This is a genomic window from Paenibacillus sp. MCAF9 (assembly GCF_052114265.1).
Classification (GTDB): Bacteria; Bacillota; Bacilli; order Paenibacillales; family Paenibacillaceae; genus Pristimantibacillus.
In genome coordinates, this window is sequence record NZ_JBFREL010000007.1 from 47205 (window position 1) to 63359 (window position 16155).

The following is a 16155-nucleotide window of genomic DNA, read 5'->3' on the forward strand; positions in this document are numbered from 1 at the left end:
GCGTAGGTAATCCTACTTCTGAGGAACTGCTCATGCGGATTGGGCGTATCGTTTCGTTGTGAACGACGGCAAGTCTTACATTGTTTCAGATACTCAGGTGGAATCCGCACAGATTGGCGCTAAAATCGGTAAGGTTGCTGCGTGAAAAAATAATGGCTCTGTCCGAATAGAGGGAATTGTATGATAACCAAGGTAGTATCAGTGTTGCTGGGACTTCTATTTTATCGCTCCCCTGTATTTAAGTTCACAGAGGACGAGGTCAATGAATATGAAAGATTGTATTCCGATGCTGTCCGCAATAAATCTGAAATAATGTACGCCAGCACATTTCCCAAATTCCGTTTTATTCAGTATATTGCAATGACGAAACCAGTCATAATGCACGGGTCAAATCATAAAAATATTGAACAATTCGAGTTAAGAAAGCAGACGCTTTTTAACGGTAAATATGTAGAAGCCATATTTGGCACAAAAGATGGCATTTGGCCGTTGTTTTATGCGGTTTTTGATCGGAGTAAAGTGGTAGGCAACTTTCGAAATGCTTGTTTAAAAGTGAAGGCAACTCAGAGCTATTATTTCTTCTCTATCACTAGCGAGACTAAAAATAAAGCACCTTGGACGAGCGGAATGGTGTACATTTTACCACAGGATACGTTCAAAATGGTTAGTCATTCTGTCGTGTCTTTTGACGAGTGGATTAGTGAATCGCCGGTGCTGCCCATTACAAAAATAGAGGTAGAGCCCCAAGATTTTTACTTTATAGATAAGGTTGCAAGCCATAAAGCAGAGGAATCGCTATTCATTTCATGGATTTTCTATAAACGCAGAATTAAGCGGAGCACGAAGGTGCTTTCAAGAAGATAATTTACGGTAAGCGACAACACGCCATTTGAGGGAGCCCATAAGGGCTCTTTTTTTTCACTGGGCGCAAACACCGCAAGTTAGGTCAATCCATTCGGTTATGTCATGATGAAGGAGAGTTACCAGCTTTATTTTCAAGCTTGCTCCTAGGGACTATTCGCGTTATCTTGAGAGATATGTCGAATCAATTTTTAAACAGATGAGAGCACTTGGGGGGCATATCTCGTGAACAAATGGATTAGAGGCTTAACTCCAGAAACGTTTAAAAATAGAATATTAATGGCTTTTTTGCTGCTAGTGCTAGCTCCATTCGTTTTATTAGTTATTTATAATTTCAGTGAAACGGAAAGAGTTCTGCAGGAGGAAGCCTCTGCCAAAAACGAGGATCAGCTTCTCGATATTGAGAAGTCTTTCCTGGATGTGCTCGGGCTTGTAATGAAGACAGGTCTGCTATTAGAACAGGATGACACCATCCGCTCGGTTATGAAAAATCCGGAGCAGAAAGATCCGCTAACTCGGAAGGAACTGGTGGAGAATAAGTTCGCAAGCATTGAGAACAGCTTCTTCCTGACTGGTGCAACGGTGTATTATACGCTGGTAGATAAACAGGGCTATGCCTATACCTCCTTTGCCCCTCGTGAGCCACTGAATTACTCCTCGATTACGAATGAAGCATGGGTAAAGATGCTTTCCTCCAATGAAGGGGAAAGCTCCATTTGGAATGCAAGCGATACCAATTATGTGAGTCCGGTTATTAAACCCAATCAAAATATGCTTAGTCTCTATCAGATGCTCCGCGATGAGAATCTCAAAGAGTACGCCTATGCCCGTATCAGCATCGATTATGAGCAGTGGTTCAACAAGGTGATGAGAGATAGGCAGCGCGAAGGCATTTATTATTTATTGGATCATACAGGAAGATCAATGGTGCAGTCTGATGCCAATGAAGCGATTGATCCTGCCATTTTATCAGCGATGCTCGAAGTAAAAGAGCCCTCTGCATCCGCTTCTATTGTTAGCCAAGATGAGAAGGTATTGTATACGTTCAGCCGTATTGCCCAGTTAAATGGGTTTATTGTGAAGAAAGTACCCTTGTCCTTGCTGTTTGAAGAAGTGGAAACGTTGAAAAAACGCTTTTTCGCCATCTTCGGGTTGATTACGCTTGTGTTTGTCATGATGACCTATTTTATTTCTTCAACGATTACCGTTCCTCTAAAAACGCTGCAGCGAAAGATGGAGATATCGGTCAAGACCAACCTCAAAGTAAAGCTGCCAGAACAAGGTCGAGGTGAAATTCTTGCACTCACGCGAAGCTTTAATACCATGATTGACGATATAAATGGTTTAATGGAACGGCTTCAATTAGAGGAACGTCAGAGGCAGATCGTCCGCTTTCAGGTTCTCTTATCTCAAATGAACCCGCATTTTCTCTTGAATACGCTTAATGTTATTAAAAGCATAGCGCTTGAGAAGGATGAGGATGACATTTATGAAATTTGTGTTTCGCTCGGAAAAATATTGGAGACGACATTGAATGTAGAGGTCGATCTTATCTTGCTGAAGGATGAGATTGCGCTTATCGATTCCTATATGCGCATTCAAAGCGCGCGCTTCGGTGGGCATATTACAGTCAGCTATGAGCTAAGTGACGAGCTAAACTTTGCACTGGTTCCGAAATTCTGTCTTCAGCCTTTGGTAGAAAACGCCATTATACATGGGTTTGGAGGGAGACGGAGTGACGGCCGAATTGAAATCAAAGCAGAGGCGAGACATGATCTTTTGTATCTTGAAGTGGCGGACAATGGAGTAGGGGTAGAACGTGCCAAAGAGAAGAAGGTGTTCCGTAAGCGGAAAAGCATCGGTATTCAAAATATTCGAGAAAGCTTGGAGCTTCTTTTCAAAAATCAGAGTACGGGCTTGTCCCTTGCCTCATCAGAAGAAGGAACAAAGGTTATGATGCATCTCCCTCTATTATTATCGAAACCCTATTTAAAGGAGGCTGACAGCGATGTGGACCGTATTGATCGTTGATGATGAACAGCATGCAAGAGCGAGTCTCAGCAAGCTGATGAGCAAAGCTAATCTTCCTTTTGAAATTATAGCCACTGCTAATGACGGCGAGGAAGCGTTGCGGGCGATTCGAGAATTGCAGCCGGACGTGGTCATTTCCGATATTGATATGCCCATGATGGATGGAGTAGAGCTGCTGAAATCTGTCAGGAAAGAAGGGCTTGATTGCCGATTCGTTATGCTCACCTGTATGAATGAGTTCGAGTATGCAAGGCAGTCGCTGGAGTTCGGGGCGTCCAGCTATTTACTTAAGCTTTCAATGGATGTGAGCGGGTTGAAGCAGGCACTTGAGAAGGTAACCCTTGAACTAGAGCAGCGAGAGCAATTAAGAAAAGCAGCCAAGTGGTTTCCGAAGAAGAATACGTCTGAACCTACGGATCATCCAGAGATGAATAAAATAATTCGTCATATTGAGGAGCATTACGCTGAGGAAATCACATTAAAACGTGCAGCTGAGCTCATTTCTATGGATGCAAGCTATGTGAGTGATTTGTTTAAGAAAAAAACGAACCAAACCTTTATTCACTATGTACAGAACCGCCGAATCGAGGCAGCAAAGATGCTGCTTGAGGAAACAAGCCAATCGATAAGTGAGATTGCAAGGCAAGTAGGATTCGAGAATGACAACTATTTTATTAAAATATTTAAACGATGGTGCGGCATGACGCCAAGTGAATATCGCAAAGAGCAAAATAAATGATCCAAAGAATGTATCATGAATCGCCAAATATCGTTCCTTACCCCGCGAAATGCCCGGTGATAAGATTTAACTAAGCAATTAAACAAGTTTGTAGGGGGCAAAGAAATGAAAAGAAACAGAATGTTGATCAGTGCTCTTTCTCTTATTCTTGTCGTGGTTCTGATCGCTGGATGCGGTGGGAACAACAAAAATAATGTTTCGGGGACACCAACAAACAGCGGCGCCACAACAACCAAAAAGATTAAGCTTACGCTATGGGGCGGCGTGCCTCCTGAAGCGGGACCTCAAGCAGTTGTTGACGCATGGAATGCCGAGAATCCAAATGTACAAGTGGAATATGTTCGGTTCGTTAATGATGATGCGGGCAACTTAAAGCTGGATACTGCTTTGCTTGCTGGGCAAGATGCAGATATTTATATAAACTACACCCTCTCTCGCCTTCAAAAGAGAATAGATGCAGGTGTAGCCGTAGATATGAGCGCAAAGACGGATTACAACATTGATGAGCAAATGGGTCCTGAAGCTAAGCAATGGATGATTAATGATAAGTATTACGGCATGCCTACAAAGAAAAACATGGCGTTCATCTGGTTGAACAAAGATATGCTTGATGCGGCAGGTTTGCCAATTCCTCCGCTAGATTGGACATGGTCTGATTTACAGGAATATGCACTGAAATTGAAACAACCTAATGTATGGGGCTTGCTCCAGCATGATGCTGCATTTACTACGCAATTCGACGGCACGATCGGTGGAGATGGTTACGTGAAAGCAGACGGCACATCCAACTTCGATAATGCTTATTGGAAACAAGGGTTTGAAATTTTGCACAACATGATGTTCAAGGATAAATCAACTCCGGAATATGGCGAGCAGCTGACCAGCAAGATGCCGGTGGATACGATGTTCCTAAAAGGCGAGACAGCGATGCTGACAGCTGGTGAATTTATATTCCGTAATGCGAACAATCTAGTCGATTTCCCGCATGATTTCAAAATTGCTTTTGCACCAATTCCGCGTATCTCCAAGGATCAAACCAACTTCAAATATCCAGGCGGATTGGGCGACGTGATTTCGGTTAACGCGAAATCCAAAAATCAAGAAGCGGCTTGGGAATTTGTGAAGTGGTACGCTGATGGCGGAATGCTGCCAATGGCTCCGGGCGGACGTATTCCGTCATCCAAAAGTGTAGACAGCACGGAAGCGATTGATTTGCTCCTAAAAGGGTATGAAGAAAATTATGATCGGGATTCTCTTAACAAAGTGGTATTCGGCAAATTCGAATCATTCCAGCTTAACGTGCCTCAGCAAGTGATCGATGCGCGCAAAGAAGAATATGAGAAGTATTTCCTCAATAAACAAGATATCGACACGACGTTGAAAAATATGGCAGAGCGGCACAACGAATTCATCAAGAAATAAGCTGCGCAAAGAAAGTAAGAAGGAGCAGCCTTGTCCTTCTTACTTTTTTTTACGGGTGAACGAAGAAAGGCGGGTTGTTATGAGTAAAACGAGCTGGATGCGCAAGCAAAGCTGGTTGGGTTATGTGTTTATTCTTCCGAATATGTTGGGCGTATTATTGTTTTTTGTCGTACCTGCGTTATTTTCCTTTGGACTAATTTTTACCGATTATCAATTTTCGAATCCAAATGTCTCGTTTACGGGCATGGACAATATAAAGCGAATGTTCCAGGATGATCAGTTTTATAATGCGATTAAGAATACGGCGATATTCCTTCTTTCTGTTCCAGTATCGCTTGGACTATCCTTTATCGTCGCTCTCGTTCTGAATAAGAATGTATATATGAAAGGGCTTCTGCGGGGGATGTTTTTTCTTCCCTATATTTCTAGCGGGGTAGCTGTTGCATTCGTTTGGATGCTCTTGTTTCAGCCCTCTCAAGGGCCCATCAATGAAATACTTCGCTGGATTGGCATTGTATCGCCGCCAGGTTGGTTCGCTGATACCGAGACTGCGATGTATGCGATTGACATCATACAGATCTGGTTCTTGTTAGGCTACAACATGATTATTTATCTTGCTGCGCTTCAAGAAGTATCGCCTGAGCTGCTGGAAGCAGCGAAGATAGACGGCGCGAAGAGCCGGACTGTCACGTGGCGAATTGTATGGCCGCTTGTTAGTCCGACTACCTTTATGCTGCTCATTACGGGCTTAATCATGACGATGAAATCCTTCTCCATCATTCAAGCGATTACACAGGGTGGTCCGAGCGGAAGCACGACGATCTTGTCGCTATACATTTACAAAACAGCCTTCAGCTATTATGAAATGGGCTATGCTTCAGCGATATCATGGTTCTTGTTCGCTATTATTATGGGGATAACCGTCATTCAATGGATTAGCCAGAAGCGCTGGGTCCACTATTAGAAAGGGGAGATTTCAATGAACAATCTAGTCAGCTCTGTCAAAACCAAGCTGCCGTTAACTGTACTCATGCTCATTTGCGGCGTGTTCATGATACTTCCGTTTCTATGGATGGTCAGCACGTCCCTGCAGAGTCCAAGTGAAGTATTTACGAGATGGCTGCCCTCTAAGCTTGATTGGAGAAGCCATGAACGAATTTGGACAGGTGACTATAACTTCATCACCTATTATTTGAATTCACTTAAAATCTCCATTCTTAGCACAGTCGGCGCAGTGTTTCTGTCCGCTTTCGCTGCTTATGGTTTTGCGAGAATCGAGTTTAGAGGCAGGAATGCCATGTTTCTCGTCTACTTATCCATGATGATGATACCGCCACAGGTTATTTTTGTTCCGAAGTTCATCATGTTCAACTGGATGCATATATACAATACGCATTGGGCGCTTATATTGCCGGGCTTGTTCTCGATTTTTGGCGTGTTTATGCTAAGGCAATTTTTTATGAGCATTCCGAAGGAAATTACGGAATCCGCTTTTATAGACGGTGCCGGCCATTTTCGCATTTTCTTTAAGCTTGTTCTGCCTTTAGCGAAGCCGGCACTAGCTACCTTTACAATTATCGACTTCTCGTGGCACTGGAATGATTTTGAGAATGCGCTCGTATTTTTATCCAGCCCGAAGTTATATACAATTCCACTTGGCTTGCAAAATTTTATTTTAGAAAATAACGTCGATTACAACGGCATGATGGCTGCGGCAACCGCTGCGATTGTCCCTATGATCCTCATCTTTATCATCGGTCAAAAATATATTATCCAGGGCATATCCGGCTCTGCCGTTAAGGGCTGATCACTCACAAAGAAAAGGAGCGTTATGATATGAGATCTGAAATCATCAAAACAGAAGTAACCGTCATTGGTGGCGGGCTCGCCGGCGTTTGCGCTGCCATTGCTGCGGCAAGACTAGGACAGAGAGTATCCTTGGTACAGAACCGGCCTGTCTTGGGCGGCAACTCCAGCAGCGAGGTGCGCGTTTGGGTATGCGGTGCTACAGGGCATGGCGTGAATCGTTATGCCAGAGAAACGGGTATTATGGGTGAATTGTTTGTAGAAAATCAGTATCGCAATCCTGATGGCAATCCTTATCTATGGGATTTGATTGTATTAGAGGCCGTTAAAGCGGAGAAAAACATTGAGCTGTTCCTCAACACGGATGTACATGAGGTTGAGGCAACAGGCTCAGAGGTGGATCGTCAGATTCATTCCGTGACAGGCTGGATGATGGGATCTGAACGCAAAATTCGCTTCGAGAGCAAAATGTTTTTAGATTGCACCGGAGACGGTCTGGTCGGTTTTCTAGCAGGAGCAAAGTTTCGAATTGGACGGGAAGCGCATCATGAATTTAAGGAGGATTGGGCTCCTGAAGTTGCGGATGATATCACGCTCGGAAGCACGATTTTATTTTATACAAAGGATGCAGGTCAGCCAGTCAAATATATCCCGCCAAGCTTTGCCAAGGATATTTCCCAAACCTCCATACCGGTACGCCGGGTAATGCGAAGCGGAGATTCGGGCTGCCACTACTGGTGGATTGAATGGGGCGGAGAGCTGGATACCGTTCATGAGAACGAGAGAATACGGGATGAGCTGTGGTCCGTTATTTATGGAATCTGGGATTATATTAAAAACTCAGGAAAGTTTGAAGCGGATAATATGACTCTGGAATGGGTAGGATCTCTTCCTGGCAAACGGGAATACAGGAGATTTGTTGGTGATTATATCCTCAATCAGAATGATATCGTGGCGCAGGAGCCATTTGAGGATCGAGTAGCGTTCGGTGGCTGGTCCATCGATTTGCATCCACCAAAGGGAATGTATGCGGAAGAGAGCGGCTCCAAACACTTCCATGCAGATGGTACGTACCACATTCCGTTCCGTTCGCTGTATTCCAGCAACGTTAATAATTTATTGTTCGCCGGCAGAAATGTTAGTGCGACACATGTTGCTTTTGGCACGACTAGAGTGATGGCTACCTGTGCGGTAATGGGAGAAGCGGCTGGGACGGGAGCTGCCCTCTCTGCTATGAAGGGAATTACACCAAGAGAGTTAGGTCAGTCTCATCTTGCAGAGCTGCAGCAAACACTCATTAAACAAGATGCTTCCATTATTGGTATTCGCAATGAGGATGCCGGCGATTTGGGGAGAAGCGCCAAAGCAGCTGCTTCGAGTACGATGAGAAACGTGCATGTAGATGATGCGTCTAAGGTTTATTCTTTACTGAATCCGGTTGGAATAACGTTCCCGGTCACTTCGGAGCTGAATAAGCTGTCTTTGCTTGTTAATGCTTTGGCGAATACAGAAATGACGATTGAAATTCATTCTACCGGAAAAAAAGAAAACTATATTCCAATGGGACTTATCTCCAAGCATACCGTGAAAGTAACACAGGGAACGAAGCAGTGGGTTGATTTTGGACTTGATTATAAGGCGGATGAAGCGATCAATTTATTCGTTGTCATTCAGTCGAACCCGGAGCTGCAATTGTATACGTCTGAAACGCCGCTTTACGGTGTGTTGTGCTTCGAGAATAAGATCGATTCATCCGCTGATTTCTCCAGTTTCTTGGATACGCAGCAGACCATGGCTTGGCAAATGAAAGGGCTGCACAGAACACCTTTCTGCTTCAAGGCATTCCCTGAGACTACAGCATACGAAGCGGTATCTGCTATTGATGGCTACACAAGACCTTATGGCGGTCCTCATACATGGGTGTCTAATCGAATGGATAGCAATAAGCCGGAGTGGCTTTCTCTTGAGTGGGAATCCTCTGTTTTCATATCCAATATTCATATTACCTTCAATGATGATGTGAATGAGGATCTAATCAACCTGCACCATCATAGAACGCCATTTGAAGTTATTCCTGAGCTGGTGAAGGATTATCGAATTGAGGCTTTTGTCGATGAGCAGTGGAAGGTACTGCTGCGTGAGACGGATAATAGAAAACGAAAACGGACGCATCAGCTGGAGCCTATCCGTACCAATAAGATCCGCGTTGTAATTGAAGCTACAAATGGATGCCCTTATGCAGAAGTTGTTGAAATACGGGCTTATGAGTAGTCATGCTGTGATGAGCTTAGCAGGACTCTAATTGAAATTTTAAAAAATAAGCTAATTCAAGGCAGCTTTAGCCACCGTGAATTAGCTTATTTTTTATTGTTATCCGTTCTTTCATAAAATCTTTCTCCAGTACTAGGGTTAAACCATACTTGCTGCTGAACGCCCGTTGTTGGATCGATAAATATTTCACTCGTTTTCTGGAAACCAGCTGGAGGCTGAGGCGTGCGTTGCTTTAGCCGCCTACGGCGATATATAAACGTACTAATTATAGCGATAATAATAACCAATAATTGAAGGGCGAAGTAAATGCTCATGAAATAAGGCATCGCTAATTTTTCTCAGCCACAACTGCAGTGCCATAAGCGACGATTTCAGACATCGTTTGTCCGATTTCACCAGAGTCAAATCGCATCATCACAATTGCATTTGCTCCCATGGCATGTGCATTTTGAATCATACGGTCTATAGCGACCTTACGGGCATCTTCAATCATTTCAGTGTATTCTTTTATTTCTCCACCGAATATGCTTCGCACAGAGGCTGTAATATTTCCTCCAAGGCCCCGGCTTCTTACTACGACACCAAATGTGTGGCCTATTACTTTATCAATATGATAGCCAGGAATATTTTCTGTAGTGACAACTAACATTTTGGTTCCTCCCATTCTAATTATGAACTGAACATAACATGCTTATCTTAACAAAACCATTATTGCATCCTTCTTGCGATATTGAAGTCATATCAACTAAAATCATAGTATCACTCATTCCAATAATATCCAATGGTAAAATATATAAAATGAGGAGGCTAGTAATATGATTTATGTTGTTAGGCATGGGCAAACCGATTTATAAAGTGTATTCATTCCATTTGCGTGATTAGAAAAGAGGATCATATGCGGATTAGACTGGCAACGATTGACGATGTACCTGATATCGCTCATGTCCACGTAGAGAGCTGGAAATCCACCTACAAAGGGATAATCTCGGATGATTATTTGTCCAAGCTTAGCATCGAAAGTCGTATTAAAAATTGGTTATGGGTATTTAATCGCTCGAACCCTGATGAAGTGATTTACGTTATTGAAAATGATGAAGGTACGATAGTAGGATTCGCAAACGGTGGGAAGTGCAGGAGTGAGCAATACGACTACGACGGAGAGCTTTACTCCATATACTTGCTGGAGGAGTACCAGGGGCTCGGGTTCGGAAAAGCACTATTTTCCGCTGTGGTCGATCATTTGAGAATACATCATTATCAAACATTAATGGTATGGGTGCTGGAGAAAAATAGTGCAATCAACTTTTATTATCGATTAGGGGCGAAGGCCTTTACGAAAAAAGATATCCGAATAGGCAATGATACCGTTACCGAATTAGGGCTTGGCTGGGATGAGTTCCTGTAACTTAATTCCTTATTTACACGTCATAGCAGTCAAAGGGGCGATGTTATGAGGAAAATGATTATGATCGTTTGTATGATTTGTTTAGCCGTTACAGGCTGTGCTTATGGCGGCGGTTCGAACGAAAGAAACGAAGAAACGATAACATTGGATCAAATAACGAGTGTATTTGAAAGCCATGGCATCCCGTTAACCGCAAAAACCGATATAAACCCGGGTGCTGTATTTTCTAGAGCCTATAACGATATAAAACCGGAGCAATTCAACTATAATACGAGTCAAAGTATTAGTATTTATATTTATTCATCAAGCAAAGAGGCTAAAAAAGGCTTAGAGGATTTTGCTAATAGCTGGGCAGCGGCGGATTTGGCGTCTTATCGTTCCCATCAAGTAGCCAATGTATTGTTTTTTTACGGAGCAGAAACGACATTGGGAGAGGAACACATCACGATGGCGATCGAGGAGTTAAAAGCTCTGACGAAGAAATAGGTTAGAATGCATTTGAGTCTACTGTAATCTTGATATTGTCTAAAGTTATATCAGTCATAAGTCTCCCCTAATAGGATATTTGTGCTTAATCATTTATTAGTATAAACTTTCTCAGACATGTATTAACTGACAAATAATATCACAAAAAGTTATAATTCATTGGTAAAGAACAAATAAAGCAAATGAATCCTGCTCAATAGCTCAATGAGGCTGCCGTTTCATACCGGCAGCCTCATTTATGTGATTGTTAAGCTATAGTGTCCTGTTAGTTCAATAGTTTTCTTATTGGATTACAGTATTATTTTCATTAGATAAAGTTAATTCAGCCTACCGGCGAAATCAAAGTACACTTTTAAATTTCATTTAAAAGTGATCAAACCTCAAATAAATGGCTTACTTAAAGCAATCTATTTCACTTTGGTATCCGTTCAGGTCCGGAGTAAACACTACATTTTCTTGTAATCTTTTTTAATTATTGCCATGATAATTTCATCAGAATAAGTTCCGCCATAATATAAAGATTCACGTAAAACTCCTTCTTTTACAAAACCTGCCTTTTCATACGCTCTTATTCCACGAAGATTATGACTAAATACTTCTAACTCTAATCGATTTAAATTTAGTTCTTCAAAAACAAATCGTAATACAATTTTTAAAGCTTCAGTTCCATAACCTTTTCCTGTTAATTTAATTGAATTCATTGTGATTCTAAATCCTGCTTTTTTATTTTCTTCATCAATATCAGAAATAGATAATTCACCAATCATTTGGTCATCATCTTTTAAACAAATAGCAAAATCATAGCGAGAAGGGTCATTATTAATATTATATATATGAGCTTGAATTTGTTCTAAAGTAAAGTTATGTTTTGTACCTGTCATATAACGTATTTCTTCATCCGTTGTATTAGCTAACATGATCGGTGCATCTAATTCTTCAAGTTTCCGCAAATAGATTCTTTCGCTTTCTAAATTCACTTTAAAGCCTCCTCGTATTATTATTTTATGGTAGCAGCCATCTCAAGTTCCAAACCGCATAAGAATTCACAGATAAAATATTCACCTCATTAGTGTAATCGAAAATATTTATTCTATAATTTCTTCTTAAAGAAAAATTGTTTTATATCTTCTGGGTATTCATCATTAACGGCAAAAATCTCATAGTCCATACGCTTATAAAATTCAGGCGATTGATACGTGAATGTGGAAGTATGAGCAAATATACAGCCAGGTTCTTTCCCTAGCCGCTCAGCTTCTGCTATCATGATTTTTCCATATCCTTTGTTTCTGTATTCATTAGCTATATCAGTCATAGGTCTCCCCAATAGGATATTTGTGCTTAATCATATATTTGTATAAACTCTTTCAGATATGTATTGACTAACAAATAATACCACAAACAAGTAATAATTCATTGGTAAAGAACAATTAAAGCTAATTAATCCTACTCATTAGCCGATATGCCCCCCAAATAGTAGACAGGTGAAATAATAAATAGCTGAAGAAATACCAAGACGGCGGGCAAGATGCGCTGCAGGATGGACGTGGGCGTAAAAAGACCGAAGAAGAGTTAACTGACACAGACCGCCAAAAGCTTGCCATGAAGAAGATGCAGGCTGAAAATGAACGTCTGCGCGCAGAAATTGCATTTCTAAAAAAGTTAGAGGAACTCGAAAGAAGGCGACGCTAAGTCAAGTAAGTCAAGAAAACATCTATCTTGCCATTCAAGCTGTACAGATAGACGGGCAGAAAACCCATAGCATGTCCCTCGTAGGGAGCTGCATTGATAACAGTCCCATAGAATCCTTCTGGGAAACCTTGAAGTGCTAAAAATTTTATTTGCGTACATACCGAATTTTTGATGAGCTTGAACGGGACATTGAAGCCTACATTCACTTTTACAATTACGAACGATTACAGGCAAAACTAAACGGCCTCAGTCCAATGGAGTTTAGGACTAAGGCCGTTTAACATTTTTTATTTTTTGTAATGTCTACTTGAATGGGGGCGCTTCAGTGCTACCAACTTCTAGATTAACGGCAATAATGCCGTATGCTTGAGGCTCCTCGGCCGATGCGCCAAACCAAAGCTCACCGTCTCCGACCATCACACCTAGATCGCGAACGAACAAATCATCCACCTTCTGCGCGGCTAGCGCATCCTTCACGGGTTTTGTCATAATGGCATCATATTTCTCTATAAACTCTGCTTTGGATGTAATCTCCATCGATGTTTTTCCGTTTACTCGAAGCGGTAGCAGCACTAGGTCTGCAACGGCCTCTTTATCACCCGCGGCAACAGCTGTCTTAACCGCTTCAAACATTTTGATAAAAGCTTTAGGATCCGTAATGCCAGCAGCGGCGAAGGGGTTATCCTTCTCTGAAGCAGCATTTGTTTCTTCGGTTTGATTAGCGGGAGCGATTGCAGCGGAATCTGGATTAGGCTGAGCACCCATTTCACTCGTTCCTGTTTGACTGCAGCCAGCTAATAAAGTCATCGTTATGCCAAAAGCGGCGAAAGCCGCAAAACTTTTCCGCCTTTTATTCTTACGCGGTATTGTTGTCATCTCATTCAGCATGAGAAGCCTCCTTCATGAAGGGCTTGTATAATCAAGCCCATCAGTTATGTCTCCATGTTATTTTAAACGAGTTGTCCTAATCTCAATCATAAATCCCCAAAATAATGCATCTGCGAGCTGCAAATACGTTTAAAAGGAGAAGGGAACGGATTATACTCATTACGCTATGCCTCATTTCATTCTAATTAATCCGTTATTTTAAAATAGTACCCAGCGTTTCTGCATCCTCTTTCGACGTTTTTTTGTAAGAATGAATGCCGCTTATATAAATCTCAGCGTTGTCGTTCGTAAACCAAACCTCATATAATACCGCTTTTGCTTCTGAGCCATCGGTAGGTTGGAAATGAACTTTATAATCGGGGGGTCTTGTCATTAGGAATTTAACTTCTTCCCATTCGCCTTTGTTTAAAATGTTCCTCACAGTAGAAACAGACTTCTCGTCGTTTATTTCCTTATGATCTTCGTATTGGTTTTCCATGCCAACTCTTTTGGCAATGATTAATTTATCGCTTGATTTCGACAACGATTCCGTCAGGTGATCTTTGTCCATCTGCTCAGTATGAGTGGTTAAGCCGTTGTTCGCTCCGGAGCTTTCGCAGCTTGCCAGCCCAAACATGATAAGTAAGAATGTAAGTAGAAGACCATATCTCAACAAATGCACCTCCCCTTCATATAACCTACTGACTGTTAATAAGTGGACAAAGTTGCATATGAGGCACACTAAAAAGACAAATTGAAATTTTATTTCCACAATGACACTTGTGTTGGCCGTATATAATGTGTTATATTACTACAAAATTAATTATCGGATCACGCCAGTGAAGAGAATCCAACTCGGAGGCGTTCWCGTCAAGGGGAGGGAAGCACCTTCCCCCTAAGTTTACCGGGCCCGCCCGTTATCGCGGAACAAAGAGGATTAGACAGTGCGTCTGTTTAATCAATTTGGGTGGCACCGCGAGTAAAAAACGCTCCTCGTCCCATTGGGATGGAGGGCGTTTTTTGTGTTTTTCTAATGAAAAGGAGCGCGGTTAGCATGTTGGACATGAAATGGGTTAGGCAAAATCAAGAGCAGGTACAGATGGTTGCGAATCAGAAGGGGATTCAGATTTCTATTGCAGAGCTGATGCTCTTGGACGAGAAGAAACGTCAGCTCATGCAGGAATCGGAAGCTTTACGGGAAATTCGCAACAAGCTCTCGAATCTTATCGGCACTCTAGTGAAGCAGAATGCTCAAGCTGAAGTGGAAGAAACGAAGCATAAGGTCAAGGAAACAAATGAGAAGCTGGGCACAGTGGAAGCAGAGCTTGCGATAGTAGAGCAGCATGCAGCTGAGCTCATGGCGTTGGTACCTAATATCGTATCTCCAGACACGCCAGATGGACGATCGGACGCGGATAATATAGAGCAAAAGCGTGTTGGCGAAGCCCCGAGTTTTCCTTTTGAACCAAAGGATCATATGGCGCTGGGTGATCTGCATCATATGATTGATGTGCAGCGAGGTGTGAAGGCAGCAGGCAGCCGCAATTATTACTTGAAGGGGGCAGGCGTTTTGCTCCATCGTGCCGTGCAGCAGCTGGCTGTCGATTTGCTGCTGAGAAAAGGCTTCACACTGCTGGAAGTACCATTAATGGTCCGCACCGAAGCGATGAAGCATACAGGCTTTTTCCCGCTTGGTGAGGATCAGACCTACCGGATTGCAGGCGAGGATAAATGGCTGGTAGGCACCTCGGAGGTGCCTATGGTTACCTATTACGCGGACGAAATAATAGAGGTAGGAGAGCCAATCAAGCTGGCTGCTGCATCGGTATGCTTCCGCAGCGAGGTCGGCTCGGCTGGCAGAGATGTTCATGGTCTATACCGTGTACATCAGTTTGCCAAGGTCGAGCAGGTTATTTTGTGCGAGGCTGATCCGGCGTTGTCGGAGTCGCTGCTGCAGGAAATAACGGCTAATGCCGAGGAACTGCTTCAATGCCTTGAGCTGCCCTACAGAGTAATGGCGGTTTGTACTGGCGATATGTCGCAAAAAACGTATAAGCAATACGATATTGAGACATGGATGCCAAGCAGGCAGGCCTACGGGGAGACGCATTCGTCGTCGAACCTGCATGATTTTCAAGCACGCCGCTCGAATATACGGTACCGTGCAGAGGACGGCTCGTTAAAATTTTGCCATACGCTCAACAACACAGCAGTGGCTAGCCCGCGTATTCTCATTCCACTCATCGAGAATCATCAGGAGGAAGACGGCTCGATTCGTATTCCAGCTGCACTTCAGCCTTATATGAGAGGGCTGGAGAAAATAGCAATTAATGAATAAATTAAAAATGCGGTAAGGAGATGCTCAGCAGCATTTCCTTATCGCATTTTTTTTGTTCTATTTACTTTGATATTGAAAAAAGGTTACTCGATTAGGGACAAAGCTAATAATTTGTTATGTGAGCGATGTATTTGTTATATGGAAACGCTTACCTTAGAGCTATACTTCAACTATCCGGTTGTAGTAGCAACCTTTGGTTTATATAATCGCACAACAAAAGAAAGGAACAAAGAGCTAGTT

At 42.6% G+C, this 16155-nt stretch carries 17 protein-coding genes; 11 read left to right on the forward strand and 6 right to left on the reverse strand.

Features of this window, described 5'->3' with window-relative positions; translation table 11 throughout:
* Positions 1-180: 180 nt before the first annotated feature.
* The 7 genes from AB4Z45_RS14350 to AB4Z45_RS14380 all read left to right on the forward strand — a co-directional run bounded on the left by AB4Z45_RS14350 (position 181) and on the right by AB4Z45_RS14380 (position 9130).
* Positions 181-864, forward strand: coding sequence for a hypothetical protein (locus AB4Z45_RS14350; protein WP_441910031.1), 684 nt, complete (start codon positions 181-183; stop codon positions 862-864).
* Between the two features lie 222 nt (positions 865-1086).
* On the forward strand, positions 1087-2892 hold the full coding sequence (locus tag AB4Z45_RS14355) for a histidine kinase (RefSeq protein WP_441910033.1): 1806 nt from the start codon (positions 1087-1089) through the stop codon (positions 2890-2892).
* Positions 2870-3631, forward strand: coding sequence for a response regulator transcription factor (locus AB4Z45_RS14360; protein ID WP_441910034.1), 762 nt, complete (start codon positions 2870-2872; stop codon positions 3629-3631). Before AB4Z45_RS14355 ends, AB4Z45_RS14360 begins: the two co-directional genes overlap by 23 nt.
* Before the next feature lie 105 nt (positions 3632-3736).
* The gene (locus AB4Z45_RS14365; RefSeq protein WP_441910036.1) at positions 3737-5053 is read left to right on the forward strand and encodes an ABC transporter substrate-binding protein; all 1317 of its coding nucleotides are present in this window, start codon (positions 3737-3739) and stop codon (positions 5051-5053) included.
* A gap of 79 nt (positions 5054-5132) precedes the next feature.
* Entirely contained in the window at positions 5133-6017 is an 885-nt protein-coding gene (locus AB4Z45_RS14370; protein ID WP_441910038.1) for a carbohydrate ABC transporter permease, read from the forward strand.
* Positions 6018-6032: 15 nt separating this feature from the next.
* Entirely contained in the window at positions 6033-6860 is an 828-nt protein-coding gene (locus AB4Z45_RS14375) for a carbohydrate ABC transporter permease (protein WP_441910039.1), read from the forward strand.
* 29 nt (positions 6861-6889) lie between these two features.
* A complete protein-coding gene (locus AB4Z45_RS14380; protein ID WP_441910040.1) occupies positions 6890-9130 on the forward strand; it encodes an FAD-dependent oxidoreductase in 2241 nt (746 codons plus the stop codon).
* Between the two features lie 86 nt (positions 9131-9216).
* Here AB4Z45_RS14380 and AB4Z45_RS14385 read toward each other — a convergent pair whose 3' ends face one another.
* Positions 9217-9444: a hypothetical protein gene (locus AB4Z45_RS14385; RefSeq protein ID WP_441910041.1), complete on the reverse strand. Its 228-nt coding sequence runs from the start codon at positions 9442-9444 to the stop codon at positions 9217-9219.
* Between the two features lie 14 nt (positions 9445-9458).
* Positions 9459-9779 carry a heavy metal-binding domain-containing protein gene (locus AB4Z45_RS14390; RefSeq protein ID WP_339205517.1) on the reverse strand — a complete coding sequence of 107 codons (321 nt, stop codon included), beginning with the start codon at positions 9777-9779 and terminating at the stop codon, positions 9459-9461.
* A 246-nt stretch (positions 9780-10025) separates the two neighbouring features.
* Here AB4Z45_RS14390 and AB4Z45_RS14395 point away from each other — a divergent pair, with 246 nt between their 5' ends.
* Positions 10026-10535, forward strand: a complete 510-nt coding sequence (locus tag AB4Z45_RS14395; protein WP_441910043.1) for a GNAT family N-acetyltransferase — start codon at positions 10026-10028, stop codon at positions 10533-10535.
* Between the two features lie 45 nt (positions 10536-10580).
* On the forward strand, positions 10581-11021 hold the full coding sequence (locus AB4Z45_RS14400) for a hypothetical protein (RefSeq protein ID WP_441910045.1): 441 nt from the start codon (positions 10581-10583) through the stop codon (positions 11019-11021).
* Between the two features lie 446 nt (positions 11022-11467).
* Here the strand turns inward: AB4Z45_RS14400 and AB4Z45_RS14405 are convergent, their stop codons facing one another.
* Positions 11468-11998, reverse strand: coding sequence for a GNAT family N-acetyltransferase (locus AB4Z45_RS14405; protein WP_441910046.1), 531 nt, complete (start codon positions 11996-11998; stop codon positions 11468-11470).
* Between the two features lie 113 nt (positions 11999-12111).
* Positions 12112-12333 (reverse strand): GNAT family N-acetyltransferase, encoded by a 222-nt coding sequence (locus AB4Z45_RS14410; RefSeq protein WP_441910047.1) that lies wholly within the window; start codon positions 12331-12333, stop codon positions 12112-12114.
* A gap of 526 nt (positions 12334-12859) precedes the next feature.
* Here AB4Z45_RS14410 and AB4Z45_RS14415 point away from each other — a divergent pair.
* A complete protein-coding gene (locus AB4Z45_RS14415; protein WP_441910048.1) occupies positions 12860-12991 on the forward strand; it encodes an IS3 family transposase in 132 nt (43 codons plus the stop codon).
* Between the two features lie 22 nt (positions 12992-13013).
* On the opposite strand, the gene AB4Z45_RS14420 is transcribed toward AB4Z45_RS14415, so the two are convergent.
* A complete protein-coding gene (locus tag AB4Z45_RS14420) occupies positions 13014-13598 on the reverse strand; it encodes a hypothetical protein (protein WP_441910049.1) in 585 nt (194 codons plus the stop codon).
* A gap of 193 nt (positions 13599-13791) precedes the next feature.
* Entirely contained in the window at positions 13792-14250 is a 459-nt protein-coding gene (locus tag AB4Z45_RS14425; protein ID WP_441910050.1) for a hypothetical protein, read from the reverse strand.
* A gap of 381 nt (positions 14251-14631) precedes the next feature.
* Here AB4Z45_RS14425 and serS point away from each other — a divergent pair, with 381 nt between their 5' ends.
* Positions 14632-15915: a serine--tRNA ligase gene (serS, locus tag AB4Z45_RS14430; RefSeq protein WP_441910051.1), complete on the forward strand. Its 1284-nt coding sequence runs from the start codon at positions 14632-14634 to the stop codon at positions 15913-15915.
* Positions 15916-16155: the final 240 nt, after the last annotated feature.